Origin of the sequence: Burkholderia latens (assembly GCF_001718795.1) — a bacterium.
Lineage (GTDB): Bacteria > Pseudomonadota > Gammaproteobacteria > Burkholderiales > Burkholderiaceae > Burkholderia > Burkholderia latens_A.
The window spans coordinates 820,375-834,560 of sequence record NZ_CP013438.1 but is presented as its reverse complement, the minus strand read 5'-3'; the positions used below and the strand labels follow the sequence as shown (position 1 = coordinate 834,560).

10 protein-coding genes are annotated in these 14,186 nt (G+C 66.1%); 7 read left to right on the top strand and 3 right to left on the bottom strand.

The window, feature by feature from the left end:
- Window positions 1–12: 12 nt before the first annotated feature.
- The 3 genes from WK25_RS23110 to WK25_RS23100 form a co-directional block, all read right to left on the bottom strand.
- Window positions 13–993, bottom strand: coding sequence for a transglutaminase family protein (locus WK25_RS23110; protein WP_069242843.1), 981 nt, complete (start codon window positions 991–993; stop codon window positions 13–15).
- 8 nt (window positions 994–1,001) lie between these two features.
- Complete coding sequence (locus tag WK25_RS23105; protein ID WP_040139592.1) at window positions 1,002–1,943, bottom strand: alpha-E domain-containing protein; 942 nt, start codon at window positions 1,941–1,943, stop codon at window positions 1,002–1,004.
- 64 nt (window positions 1,944–2,007) lie between these two features.
- On the bottom strand, window positions 2,008–3,423 hold the full coding sequence (locus WK25_RS23100) for a circularly permuted type 2 ATP-grasp protein (protein ID WP_040139591.1): 1,416 nt from the start codon (window positions 3,421–3,423) through the stop codon (window positions 2,008–2,010).
- A 751-nt stretch (window positions 3,424–4,174) separates the two neighbouring features.
- Here WK25_RS23100 and WK25_RS23095 point away from each other — a divergent pair.
- The 7 genes from WK25_RS23095 to WK25_RS23065 all read left to right on the top strand — a co-directional run bounded on the left by WK25_RS23095 (window position 4,175) and on the right by WK25_RS23065 (window position 14,080).
- On the top strand, window positions 4,175–5,191 hold the full coding sequence (locus tag WK25_RS23095; RefSeq protein ID WP_040139590.1) for a LysR substrate-binding domain-containing protein: 1,017 nt from the start codon (window positions 4,175–4,177) through the stop codon (window positions 5,189–5,191).
- 692 nt (window positions 5,192–5,883) lie between these two features.
- The gene (locus WK25_RS23090; RefSeq protein WP_069243507.1) at window positions 5,884–6,321 is read left to right on the top strand and encodes a hypothetical protein; all 438 of its coding nucleotides are present in this window, start codon (window positions 5,884–5,886) and stop codon (window positions 6,319–6,321) included.
- Window positions 6,322–6,398: 77 nt separating this feature from the next.
- The gene (locus WK25_RS23085; RefSeq protein WP_069242842.1) at window positions 6,399–7,187 is read left to right on the top strand and encodes a hypothetical protein; all 789 of its coding nucleotides are present in this window, start codon (window positions 6,399–6,401) and stop codon (window positions 7,185–7,187) included.
- 107 nt (window positions 7,188–7,294) lie between these two features.
- The gene (gene pgaA / locus WK25_RS23080) at window positions 7,295–10,237 is read left to right on the top strand and encodes a poly-beta-1,6 N-acetyl-D-glucosamine export porin PgaA (RefSeq protein WP_069242841.1); all 2,943 of its coding nucleotides are present in this window, start codon (window positions 7,295–7,297) and stop codon (window positions 10,235–10,237) included.
- 15 nt (window positions 10,238–10,252) lie between these two features.
- Complete coding sequence (gene pgaB, locus WK25_RS23075) at window positions 10,253–12,346, top strand: poly-beta-1,6-N-acetyl-D-glucosamine N-deacetylase PgaB (RefSeq protein WP_040139587.1); 2,094 nt, start codon at window positions 10,253–10,255, stop codon at window positions 12,344–12,346.
- Complete coding sequence (gene pgaC, locus WK25_RS23070) at window positions 12,343–13,614, top strand: poly-beta-1,6-N-acetyl-D-glucosamine synthase (RefSeq protein WP_040139586.1); 1,272 nt, start codon at window positions 12,343–12,345, stop codon at window positions 13,612–13,614. The genes pgaB and pgaC overlap by 4 nt, the downstream gene beginning before the upstream one ends.
- A complete protein-coding gene (locus WK25_RS23065; RefSeq protein WP_059546647.1) occupies window positions 13,592–14,080 on the top strand; it encodes a hypothetical protein in 489 nt (162 codons plus the stop codon). The genes pgaC and WK25_RS23065 overlap by 23 nt, the downstream gene beginning before the upstream one ends.
- Window positions 14,081–14,186 lie beyond the last annotated feature (106 nt).

Sequence of the window (14,186 nt, the reverse complement as noted above, 5' to 3'; positions counted from 1 at the left end):
CGAAGGTGCGCGTCAGACGAGTTCCGGCGACTGCACGACACTGATCTCGACGGCGACGGCGCTCGCGCCGAGCCCCGTCACCGGTTGCGCATCGCGATGGTCGAGGCCGACCGCGATGCGCACGTAACGCTCGTCCGGGCAGCGGTTCATGAACGGATCGAAGCCGACCCAGCCAAGCCCTTCGACGTACGCCTCCGCCCACGCATGGCCGGCCGGCTGGTGCATCAGCGCAGCGGCCTGCGGTTGCGCGCCGAGCGCCGGCTGCGGCACGCCCTGCGATTGCGCGGCGTGCGATGCGCCGAGCGCCTGCTGCATGCCGTCGCCGACCTGCAGCGCAAGCGCTTCCTCGGCTTCGGCCTCGTCGCCGCTCGCGCTTTGCTTTGCGTCGGCGATGCGCTGCATCGCGCCGTCGGCAAGCACGTAGCCGGAGATGTAGCGTGCGGGCACCTTCAGCGCCCGCGCGGCCGCGATGAACGCATGCGCATGATCGCGGCTCGTGCCCTCGCCGCTTTGCAGCGCGGTTTCCGCATCGACCGCCGCGTCCGCGAGGTTCGGCGCATACGCGATGCGGCCGTGCACTTCGGTCATCAGCCAGTGCAGCGCGTCGAGGCTGTGCGGCTCGATCGGAATGGCCTGCGCGAGCTCGCGCACGGTGTCGCCGGCCTTCGTGAGCGCGGTCTCGCGCTCGAAGATCCACGGCGGCGCATAGCCGTCGGGATGGCCGAGAATGCCGGCGCGGTCCTGCGTCTCGACGACGCCGGCCGCGACCACGACGATCTCCTGCTTCGCGTCGCGATCGTGCCGCACGAGGTCGATCCGGTTGCCGAGCCCGTCCGAATAGGACAGCGTCGGTTCGACGCCGTCGATCGTAACCTGCCACGCGCGCACCGTTTGCCCGGGCCCCGACTGCGGACGCAGCCGCAGCCGTTGCAGTGCATGGGTGGCCTGATCGTCGAACTGATAACGCGAGATGTGTCGGATGGCGAGTCGCATGGCAAGCCTCAGTCGAAGTTGTACGCCTGGGCGATGTCGATCCCGAGGCTGTTGTTGCGGCCGATGAAATCGGTCAGGAACTCGTGCAGGCCGCTCTTGAAGATCCGGTCGACCGAGGTGTCGGACAGCATCTGCAGGATCTTCGTGGCCGTGTCGTGACACGCGTGTGTCACGCCGTAATCCTTCGCGAGCATGTTCAGGCTCGACACGACCCGCCCGTAGCAATAACGCAGCGAGCGCGGCATCCGGCCGTTCAGGATCAGGTAATCGGCGATGTTCATCGGCTTGTACTGCACGTCGTACACCCAGCGATACGAACGGTGCGCGGCCACGCAGCGCAGGATCGTCTCCCACTGGTAGTTGTCGAGGATCGTGCCGACGTGCGACACCGACGGCAGCAGCAAGTGGTATTTCACGTCGAGGATGCGCGCGGTGTTGTCGGCGCGCTCGACGAATGCGCCAATCTGTGCGAAATCGAAAATTTCATTGCGCAGCATCGTGCTGTAGAAGCTGCCGAGGATCAGCGCCGTTTCGCGCTTCACCCCATCGAGCACGGCCGGCAGCGCGCTCTCCGGCACCGGCTGCGCGAGCGCCTGGCGCAGCGCGAGCCACGCGCCGTTCACGCTCTCCCACGCCTCGCGCGTGAGCGCCGTGCGCACCATCCGCGCGTTCGAGCGCGCGGCCTCGATGCACGACAGCACGCTCGACGGGTTGTCGCGATCGCGCAGCAGATAGTCGGTCACGGTGTCGGCGGCATATGCGTCGTACTTCTGACGATAGCCGTCGTCCGCGCCGGAACTGACCAGCACCGACGACCATTCCGCGGGCGCGTCGGACGTGCGCGTGAGCGCCATCCGCAACCCGGCATCGACGATGCGCGCGATGTTCTCCGCGCGCTCGATATAGCGGTACATCCAGTAGAGGCCGCTCGCAGTTCGTCCCAGAAGCATCTCGTGTCCACTCCGTCTTCGTTCGGTTCGCGCGCCGGCTGCGGCGCGCGCGGTCGTGCCCGGCTCAGTCGGCCAGCACCCAGGTGTCCTTGGTGCCGCCGCCCTGGCTCGAATTGACGACGAGCGATCCCTCCTTCAGCGCGACGCGCGTAAGCCCGCCCGGCGTGATGCGGATCCGGTCCGACACCAGCACGAACGGCCGCAGGTCGACGTGGCGCGGCGCAAGGCCGGCATCGGTCAGAATCGGCGTCGTGGACAACGCCAGCGTGGGTTGCGCGATGTAGTTCGCGGGCCGCGCGCGCAGCTTCGCGGCGAACGCGTCGAGTTCCGCCTTCGACGCGCACGGGCCGACCAGCATTCCGTAGCCGCCCGAGCCGTGCACCTCCTTTACGACGAGCTCGTCGAGATGGTCGAGCACGTATTTGAGGCTGTCCGCCTCGCCGCAGCGCCAGGTCGGCACGTTCTCCAGCAGCGCCTTGCGGCCCGTGTAGAACTCGACGATCTCCGGCATGTACGAGTAGATCGCCTTGTCGTCGGCGATACCGGTGCCGGGGGCGTTCGCGATCGTGATGTTGCCCGCGCGGTAGACGTCCATGATCCCGGCGACGCCGAGCACCGAATCGGGGCGGAACGTGAGCGGATCGAGGAAGGCGTCGTCGACGCGGCGATACAGCACGTCGATCGGCTGGAAGCCTTCGGTCGTGCGCATCGCAACACGGCCGTCGATCACCTGCAAGTCGCTGCCCTCGACGAGGTGCACGCCCATCTGGTCGGCGAGGAACGAATGTTCGTAGTACGCGGAATTGTGAATGCCGGGCGTGAGCACGGCGATGGTCGGGTTGTCGACGTTGCCGCCCGGCGGGCACACGGCCGCGAGCGACTGGCGCAGCATCTGCGGATAGGTTTCGACCGGCCGCACCTTCACTTGCTGGAACAGCTCGGGGAAGAGCTGCATCATCGTCTCGCGGTTCTCCAGCATGTACGACACGCCCGACGGCGTGCGCGCGTTGTCCTCCAGCACGTAGAACTCGTTCTCGCCGGTGCGCACGATGTCGACGCCGATGATGTGCGTGTAAACGTTGCCGGGCGGCCGGAAGTCGATCATCTCCGGGATGAACGCGTCGTTGTGCGCGATCAGGTGCTTCGGCACGATGCCCGCGCGCACGATTTCCTGGCGATGGTAGATGTCGTCGAGGAACGCGTTGAGCGCCATCACGCGCTGCTCGATCCCGAGCGACAGGCGGCTCCATTCGGCGCCGGAGATGATCCGCGGCACGATATCGAACGGAATCAGCCGCTCGGCGGCCTGTGCGTCGCCGTACACGGCGAACGTGATGCCCGTCCTGCGGAATACGCTTTCCGCATCGTGGGCCTTCTGGGCGAGGCTCGCGGGGTTCTGCGTGTCGAGCCATTGCTTCAGGCGCGCGTAGGGCGCCCTTACCATGTCGCCGGATTGCAGCATTTCATCGAATGGCTTCATCGATCTTTTCTCCGTCGATCGTTTTCCCCGGCATTGCGCATGCCGGACCGGCGTACTGACTACCTTGCAAGGAACGTGCCTTGCTGCATCCCCTCAGGCCCCCCCTTTTGTCGTGCGGGCGGCACGCCGTCGCGGCATGCCGCACCAGGATGGTGCGACGCACGGTGCAGCGACGCATCACCGGCGTGCCGCGCCCCGCCCGGCCGATGTCGCGCCGCGTCGCGCAATCATGGTTCGCCCGCGCGGCACGATTGCGCAATCTGCACTGCACCAATATTTCGCACTGCCCGCACGGCGGCGGTTGCCGCGCGGCCGGCCGACGACGGTTCGGCCCCGTGTGGGCAGCGCTTGCCGCCGCCGAGCGGCAGATCGCACGGCGCCGCCGCCTCCCTCTGTTGCCGCATCGCAGCGAACCGTCCCGCGGCCGGGCGTCACGATGGGCGCCGTGCGCGCCGCATCGTGCAGCTGCCGGACGGAACGGCGTGAAGGCGGGCCGGCGCGAAGCCGGCCCGGGGGAAGTGCCGTGTGCGACGAATCGGCCAGTTCGACGCGGTGAACTAACCGGTTAGCCGGGTCGGCACCTCGAACTTATGCAGCCGTAATACCGCCGACAACGCCCATGCATATTTCGACTAACACCGATCGAAAAAAAACATCGGCCCGGACGCGCGAGGCGCGGTACGCTACCAAACCGGTTCAGCGAAATGGCGCCGCGCATCGCGGCGCCGACTATAAACAGCGAAGAATCAACATGGAAGCGAAGTGGCTGGAAGATTTCCTGAGCCTTGCGGATACCAAGAGCTTTTCGCGTGCCGCGCGTCATCGGCACCTTACGCAGTCCGCATTCAGCAGACGAATCGCCGCGCTCGAAACGTGGATGGACGCGAAGCTGGTCGACCGCAGCATCAACCCGATTGCGCTGACGCCGGCCGGACAGATGTTCCGCGGCCTGGCCGCGGACATCCTGCGCAGCATGTACGCGGCCCGCAATCTCGTGAACGGCTACGACCAGTTCGCGGCGAGCGACCAGGTCGTGCGCTTCGCGGTCGCGCACACGCTCGTGTTCACCCTGTTTCCCGTGTGGCTCAAGCAGCTCAACGGCGAAGTCGGCCACGTGAGCGCACGTGTCAATGCGGTGAACGTGCCGGAAGGCGTGCAGCAGCTCGTCGAGGGTGAATGCGACCTGCTGCTCGGCTATCACCATCCGCAATTGCCGATCGTGCTCGATCCGAACCACTTCCCGTTCGTCACGCTCGGTGTCGAACGGATCCTGCCGGTGTCGACGCCCGACGCGCGCGGCAAGCCGGTCTTCGAACTGCCGGGCACGGCCGACGCGCCGCTGCCGCTGCTCGCGTATTCATCGGGTGCATTCCTGGGCAACGTCGTCGAGATGCTGCTGCTGAACGCGTCCGAGTCGTATGCGCTGCACCGGTGCTTCGAGACGCACATGTCCGAGGCGCTGAAGGGCATGGTCGTCGCCGGGCACGGGATCGGGTGGCTGCCGGAGAGCTGCGTCGCGAAGGAGCTCGCGGAAGGTTCGCTGGTCCATGCGGGCTCGTCCGACTGGATCACCGAGCTCGAGATCCGGCTGTACCGGTCGGCACGCAAGCGTGGGCTCGCGGCCGAGCAGCTGTGGAGCTACATCATGAGCCGGCCGCGCGCGGCAGCCGACGGCAGGATCGCGGATTCCTCGATCACGCCGATCGCGTCGATCACGTCGCTCACGGCAGGCGCACGCATCGCGCGCCGCGGCGCAGGCAGCCGCTGACGCGCTGCGCCGCGCTTCGGCGGTCGTTCCCGCTTCGCGTCGCGCCCGCCGCGCGGGTGGAAACCATACTCGTCTTGCGCGTTTTCGCCCTTGTCCGGCCGGGGAGTTTTCCGCTCCCTTGCATGCCACGCGATTATCACGCACGAATAATCGGTATTATGAAAACTCCAAACGTTTGCGCGGCCGGACAGATTTCCTGTTAATTCCAGCATTGACCCCGTATTACTTGCCGATTCATCTGGCGGAAATACCCTGTTACAGAAAAAAATAGAAGTTTCGATTTTCATCGGACGACGGTTACTCGTCAGAACGTCGCACCCCATTTTCTCCCGCCTCTCTCCTGTGCTCTGAAAGTCACCTTAATGCCTCGATTACAGAGGCAAATCCACCTTTATTCAGTCGTTATTTTTCGGCAAAAATTCCAATACGTCTTATGTCCGAAGTGTCGGGACAGGTCACCGCTACTGCTGTGCAAGATTCGTGTCCGGCAATATCGACTTTGTTCAGCATTAATCCCTTTCGTCGAATAATTTGCGATCGCGTTTAAATACGACGTTTAAAGCGCGTCTCATTGGGACTACACGCAGTTGTTTGTTCAAAACCCATCGTGTATCAATAGCGTGTCGCAAAAAGAACGCGGTTAATTCGACTCGGAATAAATGCGTTGTCATGGATTCCGGATGGAGGTTGCAATGTCTTCCTCGCCGTTTGAACAGCATGCTCGCGCGCTCCTCGGCATCGTCGCAACCGCCTTGTGCGTCAATGCCGCGGCACAAACACCTGCCCGAAACCAACCCGCGGCGCCAGCGTCGGGCGAGGAGTCGGGGCGATACACGATTTCGTACATCTGCGGTGATGCGGGAATCGACGGTACGGCGCCGCTTCCCCCCGACGGCCGCCCGTACAACCTCGGCGTGTCGTTCGTGTCCGGTAGCACGGGGCAACCGCTGTCGAACGTGGATGTGCGTCTCAGACGGCATGGCCGCGTACTCGTCGAGTTCAAGGCAACGGGGCCGCGCTGCCTGTTCAGCGTGCCCGACGCAAGCTACCGGGTCGAAGGGACGTATCAGGGGGCCACGCAGTTCGCGATCGTCGAAACGGGCGCGCTCACCACGCAGTTGAAATGGTGAACCGCATCTGAACCCGCGTGCCGACGCCACGCGAGATCGCACCGTTCCCCGCCACCCATTCATACGAGGAGGATTGAATGACTCGTGCAGAACGACCGGACGGCTTGCCCGTCGGGGAGCCGAAACCCTCGTGGGGTCCGGGAAAGAATGCGGCGCTCAGCATCGTTGCGTTTGCCGCGATCTTCGGAGCCTTCGCCTATGTCGAGCGAGACACGAGGGTCGACCATGCGAGCGTGACGCACGACATCGCCGGCGTGATTGGAAGCGCCGTCGGAAAGTACCGCAGCTTCGTCGTCGCCGCGACGGCGGGCCCGGCCAGCGCTTCGGGCGAGTCCGGTGCATCGGGCGTAGCCGCGGCCGGCGGCCCGACATCGCCCGTCGCGCAAGCCGCGACGCCTGCGGCGCTTGCTTCGGGAACGCCGTCGGTATCGGCCGCGGCCGAACCGCCCGTGCCGCCGCTGCAATCGGGCGCCCGCTCCACCGGGCAACACGCGCGCCCTGCCCACGCGCCGCCCGCCCGGCTCGCGGCCGGCGCGTATGCCGCGTCGGCCAGCGCTCGCACCGGGCGGCCGGCCGATGCGCACCGTACGTCGCGTACGCAGGCGCTTGCGCGCGCCAGAAAACATGCGGACCCCGTGCCGGGACTGCAGCCGCAGTCGTATATCGCCGACACCACGCACATGGAAACCGCCAGCGTCACGCGCGACGAACTGGAAGGCGCCCGCGCGCTGGCCCGGGCGCGCTCGTGTGCGCAGATCGACGCATGGAACTGCGTGGAACAGAACGCGAGTCGCGCACTCGCGATCGACCCGAGGAACAGCGAATCGCGCGCGCTGCTTGGACAAGCGATCCGCAACCGTCTGTGAACCGGCCGGATGCCGCGTGGTCTCGCTGCCCGACGGCGCGGACGGCCGGCGGCACATGTCGTCGGGCGCGCAACCGATGTGATCGTTACAGAGTGAGGAGACACACCGTGGCCAACAATCGAACACAACAATGCACGACCGGCGCTCCGTCAACGCGGCGGATTCTCCTGCATGCGCCGCTGCTCCTGCTGCTCGTCGCGTCCGGCTCCTGCCTTGCCGCGGAAAGTGACGAACGGCCGCGCGACACGGGTGAAATCGCCGGAACCCACGGCGCATCGGACGTGCGACCCGACGCGCAGCCGGCCGGTGTGTCGACTCAGGACGCCCAGGATTCCGATGCGCTGCCCCCGAATGCACCCACGCCGATCGCGCGCGCGTCCGACGCGTCGCTGCAGATCGCGCAGGCTTCGGCCCCGCAGCCGCCGGGGATGCCGACCACCGTGGTCGTGGAACCGGAGACGCCGCAGCCCGCCAATCCCGCGCCGGGCGCGCAACCTTCGAACGCGCCGGTGCAAACCCCGCCCGCATCGGATACCGCGTCCCCGAACATGCCCGCGCCGCATTCGCGGAGTTCGGAAGTGCCGATGCAGTTCCCGCCGGAATCCGCTACCGCATCTTCGAATATCCCGGCATCTCGCTCGCCCGCGCCCGATGCGCCGATGCAACTCGCGCAGGGATCCGATGCGGCGTCGCCGGCAAGCTCCGCATCCGGTTCGCAAACGCCCAATGCGCCGATGCAACTCGCGCAGGCATCCGATGCCGTGCCGTCGGCAAGCTTCGCACCCGTCGCGCAGGCGGCCGACACGCCGCCCCAGCCGCCGCTGGCAACAGGCGTCGAGTCGCCCGTGACGCCACCGCTACAGGCAGCAGCGTCCGGCGCGCCCGCGCAGGATGCTCATCCGTCCCACGCCCCGGCTCAGTACGCGCAGCCGTCGGGCGTTGCCGCCCCTTCGAATGCGCCAACGCAGATCGCGCAACTGTCCGGCACGCCGATGCCGAACTCGCCGGCGCCCGTGACCACGGCGCCCGGCATGCCGCCGCCCTCGACGCAGGCGCCGGGTTCGCAATCGCCCGGCGCATCGTTGCCGGGCGAAGCCACGCAACGCTCGCAGGGGCCCGACGTGCAGGCGCCGAACGCGCAGGCGCCGAACCTGCGCACCGCCGACGTCGCAACCGTGCGCAACGACGTGTTCGGCCTCGCTGTGAGCGGCGGTGCGGTGCAGGCGCTCCAGGAAGCGAAGGCGCGGCCCGATGCGTTTTCCGCCGTCGACGTCGCGCAGCTCGAGGAGTTGTCGATTCGCCAGCAGGTGCGCGGCGGCCGCGACAAGTCGCGCTCGATGACGAGTCCGGACCGCTTCGACGGCCTCGACAATGCATTGCGGGCGGCCGACGACCTCGACAAGCGGATGCCGGCCACACCGGACTACACGCCGGTGCGGACCGCGCTCGCCGGCGACCGCACGGTCGCACTGGCGGCACGCGGCGACATGAGGCAGGCCGTCGCGACTTTCGAGACGATCCCGTCCAACGCCGAAATCTCGATCGACGCGCTGGCGGCCGTCGGCGACGCGTACCTGTACCTCAGCGAACCGGCCAAGGCGAACGCCGTCTACGCGCGTGCGCTGCAACAGGCAACCGCATCGCCGACCGATCGCGCGACCCGCGGCTTCCAGTATGGCGCGCGTACGCAACCGATCGAGCTGCGTGAAGGCCTGTTCTGGTCGTACGTCGATCAAGGGCACGCGCCGGAAGCGAAGCAGGTGCTCGACGACATGGAGAAGTCGCTGCCGCCGGTCAAGCAGGTAACCAACGTCGGTCCGGCGGAAAGCGACTATCTGCGTTACTACCGGCTGCGTGCGCAGTACCTGATCTTCACGGGGCACGTCGACGAAGGGATCGCCGCGCTCGAGCAACTCGAGAAGGAGGTGCCGTTCAATGCGGAGGTTCGCGCCGCGCATGCCGACGCGGTATCGGGCCAGGCGCATCCGCGCCAGGCGATCGCAATGTATCGCGCATCGCTGACCGATCACCCGGACAGCGTCGAAATGCTCGCGGGCCTCGGCCGCGCGTCGCTCGTGGCGGACGACTACGCGACCGCGAAGACCGTCGACCAGACGCTGGACAACACGTTTCCGGACAGCGGCGCGGTGCGCGGCTTCAAGCGCGACTACAACGCATATCGCAGCCCCGTGTTCACGACCGACCTGAGCTTCGAACACGGCAACAGCGCACTGGCCGACAACAGCTTCACGTCTGACAGCTACGTGTATTCGCCGCCGTTCGGCGACAACTGGCGCGTGTTCTCGCATACGTTCTTCGGCTTCGCGCAGACCGACGGCGGCAGCATCAAGCGCACGCGCACCGGCATCGGCGGCGACTACCGGCACGGGCCGCTCACCGTACAGGGCGAGGTCACGCGTTCGTTCGGCACGGACGGCCGCACCGGCGGCCGCGGGTCGATCGCGTATGCGCTGAACGACTACTGGACGGTGAACGCGGGGCTCGACTCCAACGACAACTCGCTGCCGTGGAAGGCATACGCGGCCCACATCTGGGGCCGTTCGGCCAATGCGTCCGTCGTGTACCGGCAGAACGACCGTCGCGAAGTCAAGCTGAGCTACGGCGTGAGCCGCTACAGCGATTCGAACTTCCACCAGGAGATCGCGGCAACGGCCACGCAGCGCGTGTACACGTCCGCCCGGCAGCTGGTCAACGTATCGCTGGATCTCGGCACCGACAGCAACACGCGGCGCGACGCGCCCTACTACAGCCCGGCGCGCGACTACGCGGCCGCGGTGACCGTCATGCACCAGATGATGCTGTGGAAGAAAGGCGACATGGGGCTGCAGCAGCGGATCTCGGTGTCGGGCGGCGTGTACAACGAGCGCGGCTTCGGCAGCAGCGCGCTGTGGAGCGCCCGCCTCGAACATGCGTGGACGTTCAAGCACGACATCACGCTGAGCTACGGCATCGAGGTGGGCAGCCACGCGTACGACGGGCAGCGCGAGCGCTCGGAAACCGGCTTCATGTCGGTCAACCTTCCGTTCTAACCAGGAGAAACGCGAATGCAATCCAGACGGACCTTCATGTGCGGATGCCTCGGCGCGTTTGCGGCCTGCTCGCTGTTCCCGGGTGTATCCAACGCGAAGATGATCGACCTGCTGCCGCCGTCCGACCCGGCCGACGGCAAAACGTTTCGCGTGATCTGCATGCACGACGTGCGCGACAACCTGATGGCGTCGTTCTCGTCGCCGTCGGCAATCGTCGATCCGTTCGCGATCGATACCGGCACACTGACCGCGATCTTCTCGTGGCTGCAGACCAACAACTACCACACGATCACGGTCAAGCAGATCGAGGAGTCGCGGCGCGGCGGCAAACCGCTGCCGCCGCGCGCGGTGCTGCTCACGTTCGACGACGGCTTCCGCAGCCACTACACGAAGGTGCTGCCGCTGCTCGAACGCTTCAGGTATCCGGCCGTGATGGGGCTCGTCACCGCATGGATCGACACGCCGCCGGACACGCCGATCCGCATCAGCGACAAGGTGCAGGTGCCGCGCGAATACTTCCTGTCGTGGGACGAGGTGAAAAAGCTCGGCCAGTCGGAATTCGTCGAGCTCGGCTGCCACACCCACAATCTCCACCACGGTGCGGTCGCGAATCCGCAAGGCAACGAATTGCCGGCGACCACGTCGCATCTCTACCTGCAAGACCAGAAGCGCTATGAAACCGACGCCGAATTCCACGCACGCGTGCACGACGACCTGCAGACTTGCGTGCGGCAGATCCGCGAACGCACGGGCATCGTCGCACGTTCGATGGTGTGGCCATACGGCGCGGAAAATCAGCCCGTGCGCCAGATATCGACATCGCTCGGCATGGACGTCCAGTTCAGTCTCGACGCCGGCCCGAACACGCCGGACGTTCCGATGGACCGGCTGAGGCGGATCCTGCTGATGTACGACGTGGACATCGGCGGATTCGAACGCTCGATGCGCGAGCCGGCCTCCAACCGCGGCGACGTCGACGTGCCCGAACGTACCGTGCAGGTCGATCTCGACCAGGTCTACGATCCCGATCCCGCGCGTCAGGAAGCGAATCTCGGCAAGCTGATCGAGCGCATCTACCGGATGCAGCCAAAATCGGTGTACCTGCAGGCGTACGCGGATCCGAACGGCACCGGCGTGGCCGAAGCGGTGTACTTCCCGAACCGGCACCTGCCGATGCGCGCCGACCTGTTCTCGCGGGCCGCGTGGCAGCTCAACACGCGCTCCAACGTGCAGGTCTACGCGTGGATGCCGGTGCTCGCGTTCCGGCCGCCGGCCGACAAGCTGCGCGGGCTCCAGCCCGTCACCGCATACGGTGGCGCACCGGCACGCGAGAACGGCACGCGCGTGTTCCGGCTGAGCCCGTTCGATCCGGAGGCGCGGCTGATGATCCAGCAGGTCTACGAGGATCTGAGCAAGCACGCATCGTTCAGCGGGGTCCTGTTCAGCGACGACGCCGTGCTCGACGACTATGAGGATGCGGGCAAGCACGCACTGCGCGTGTATTCGCAATGGGGGCTGCCCGCCGACGTCGGCAAGATTCGCGAGAACCCCGAGCTGATGAAGCGCTGGACGCGCCAGAAGTCGCGCTACCTGATCGACATGACGAAGCAGCTGGAGCAGATCGTGCTCGCGCATCAGAACGTGGGCGACGTGCTGACCGCGCGCAACATCTTCGCGATGCCGGTGCTGAAGCCGGAATCGGAAGCGTGGTACGCGCAGAACTACGACGATTTCCTCGCCACCTACGACTACGTCGCGCTGATGGCGATGCCGTACATGGAACAGGCGAAAGACCCGGAAGGCTGGCTGGACGAGCTGGTGCGGGCTGTCCGCGCGAAGCGGCGCGGGCTGCAGCGCACCGTGTTCGAGCTGCAGTCGTACGACTGGCATGCGCAGAAGCAGGTGCCGGCCGGCACGCTCCTGTCGCAGATGAGACGGCTGCGCAGCGAGGGCGCGGTGAATTTCGGCTACTACCCGGACAACTTCCTGAACAACGCGCCCGAGCTCGACGCGATGCGCGACGTGATGTCGCTGAAGTCCCGTCTCGATCCCACCTCCATCAACGCGCTGATGCAAATGCAGCAACCGAAGGGAATCAAAACACCATGAACTCCCACAGCATCATCCAGCGCGTGCAGGACTTCGTCTTCTACTATCCGTTCTTCATGTCGTATCTGTGGATGATCGGCGGCGTCGTGCATTACTTCCTGCTCGAGGAGGGTCGCGTATTGTCGACACGCACGATCGCGTCGAGCGGCATTCCGAAGGTCTCGATCGTCGTGCCGTGCTTCAACGAGGCCGCGAACGCGCGCAGCGTGATTCGCCACCTGAACGCGATGGACTACCCGAACTACGACATCATCGCGGTCAACGACGGCAGCAAGGACCGCACCGGCGAGATTCTGAACGAGCTGGCCGTCGAGATTCCGCGCCTTCTCGTCATCCATCACGCACGCAACGAAGGCAAGGCGGTCGGGCTCACGACGGCGGCGGCGGTATCGAACGCGGAGTACCTTCTCTGCATCGACGGCGACGCGCTGCTCGCGCATGACGCGATCGGCTGGATGCTCGAACATTTCCTGACCGATCCGGGCGTCGGCGCGGTGACCGGCAATCCGCGCATCCGCACGCGCACGTCGCTGCTCGGGCGCATGCAGGTCGGCGAATTCTCGTCGATCGTCGGGCTGATCAAGCGCACGCAGCAGGTGTACGGCCGCATCTTCACGGTGTCGGGCGTGATCACGATGTTCCGCAAGACCGCGCTCGCCGACGTCGGCTACTGGAGCTCGGACATGCTGACCGAGGACATCGACATCAGCTGGAAGCTGCAGTGCCGGGACTGGCGCGTCGTCTACGAGCCGCACGCGCTCAGCTGGATCCTGATGCCGGAAACGGTGAAGGGGCTTTACCGGCAGCGGCTGCGCTGGTCGAAGGGCGGCATCCAGGTGCTGCTCAAGTACGCGGGCACGCTGATGCGGCCCACGCAGATGATGATGTGGCCGCTCTTCGTCGAGTACCTGATCGGCATCGCATGGGCGTACGCGATGTCGTTCATCCTGCTGCTCGCGCTGATCGACCTGTTCTACCCGCTTCCGCCGAACTGGCACGTGTCCGTGGTACCGCACTGGCACGGAATGCTGCTGGTCGCGACCTGCATCCTGCAGCTGATCATCGGCAGCATGATCGATCGTCGTTACGACGAAAAACTCCTGATGTACTTCCTTGACACCATCTGGTACCCCGTAGCGTTCTGGTTGATCACCATGATCACCACCGTCGTCGCCCTGCCCGCCGTCGTACTGCGGGGCCGCGGCAAGCGCGCCGTGTGGGTCAGTCCCGACCGAGGCATTCAACATGAAGAACGCGCCGATTATTGACCTTTCCCTGCGCGCACCGCGCGACATGATCGCCGAACGCGGCAACATCGTCGGCCCCGTGCTCGTCGCGTGGTTCCGCCTCGTGCGGCCCGCACTGGTCGGGGGCGTCTGGGCGTCGATCTGCATCTACACGTACCGCTACCTGTTGCCATTCAACGAGGCCGAGATGCCGATCGAGCAGATCGTGTTCTACGTGACCAGCATCGCGCTGATTGCCGGCACGATCGTCACGTGGCTGATCGCGGGACGCGTCGTGCATCCGTTCGCGTACCGGCTGCGCGTGTCGAAGATGCTGCGGCGCTCGGCCACCGTGAAGGTGCGCTCGGTGCCGCCGACCGCGCTCGCCAGCGACCGCCGGCGCGGCACACGGCGCACGTCGCGCATTCTCGTCGCGTCGCACGACGCGAACGGCTCGATCTCGGGCATCGAATGGGTGGTGCACGCGGGGCCGCAGGCGGGCGAGTGATCGCGGCAGACGTGTGCGCCGCACGTCCGATGCCACGGCGCCGCAGCACTTCTCGAATCGCGCTGGCGCGCGCCGCGTGCCAGCCGCAAAACTTCCTGTAGACGAG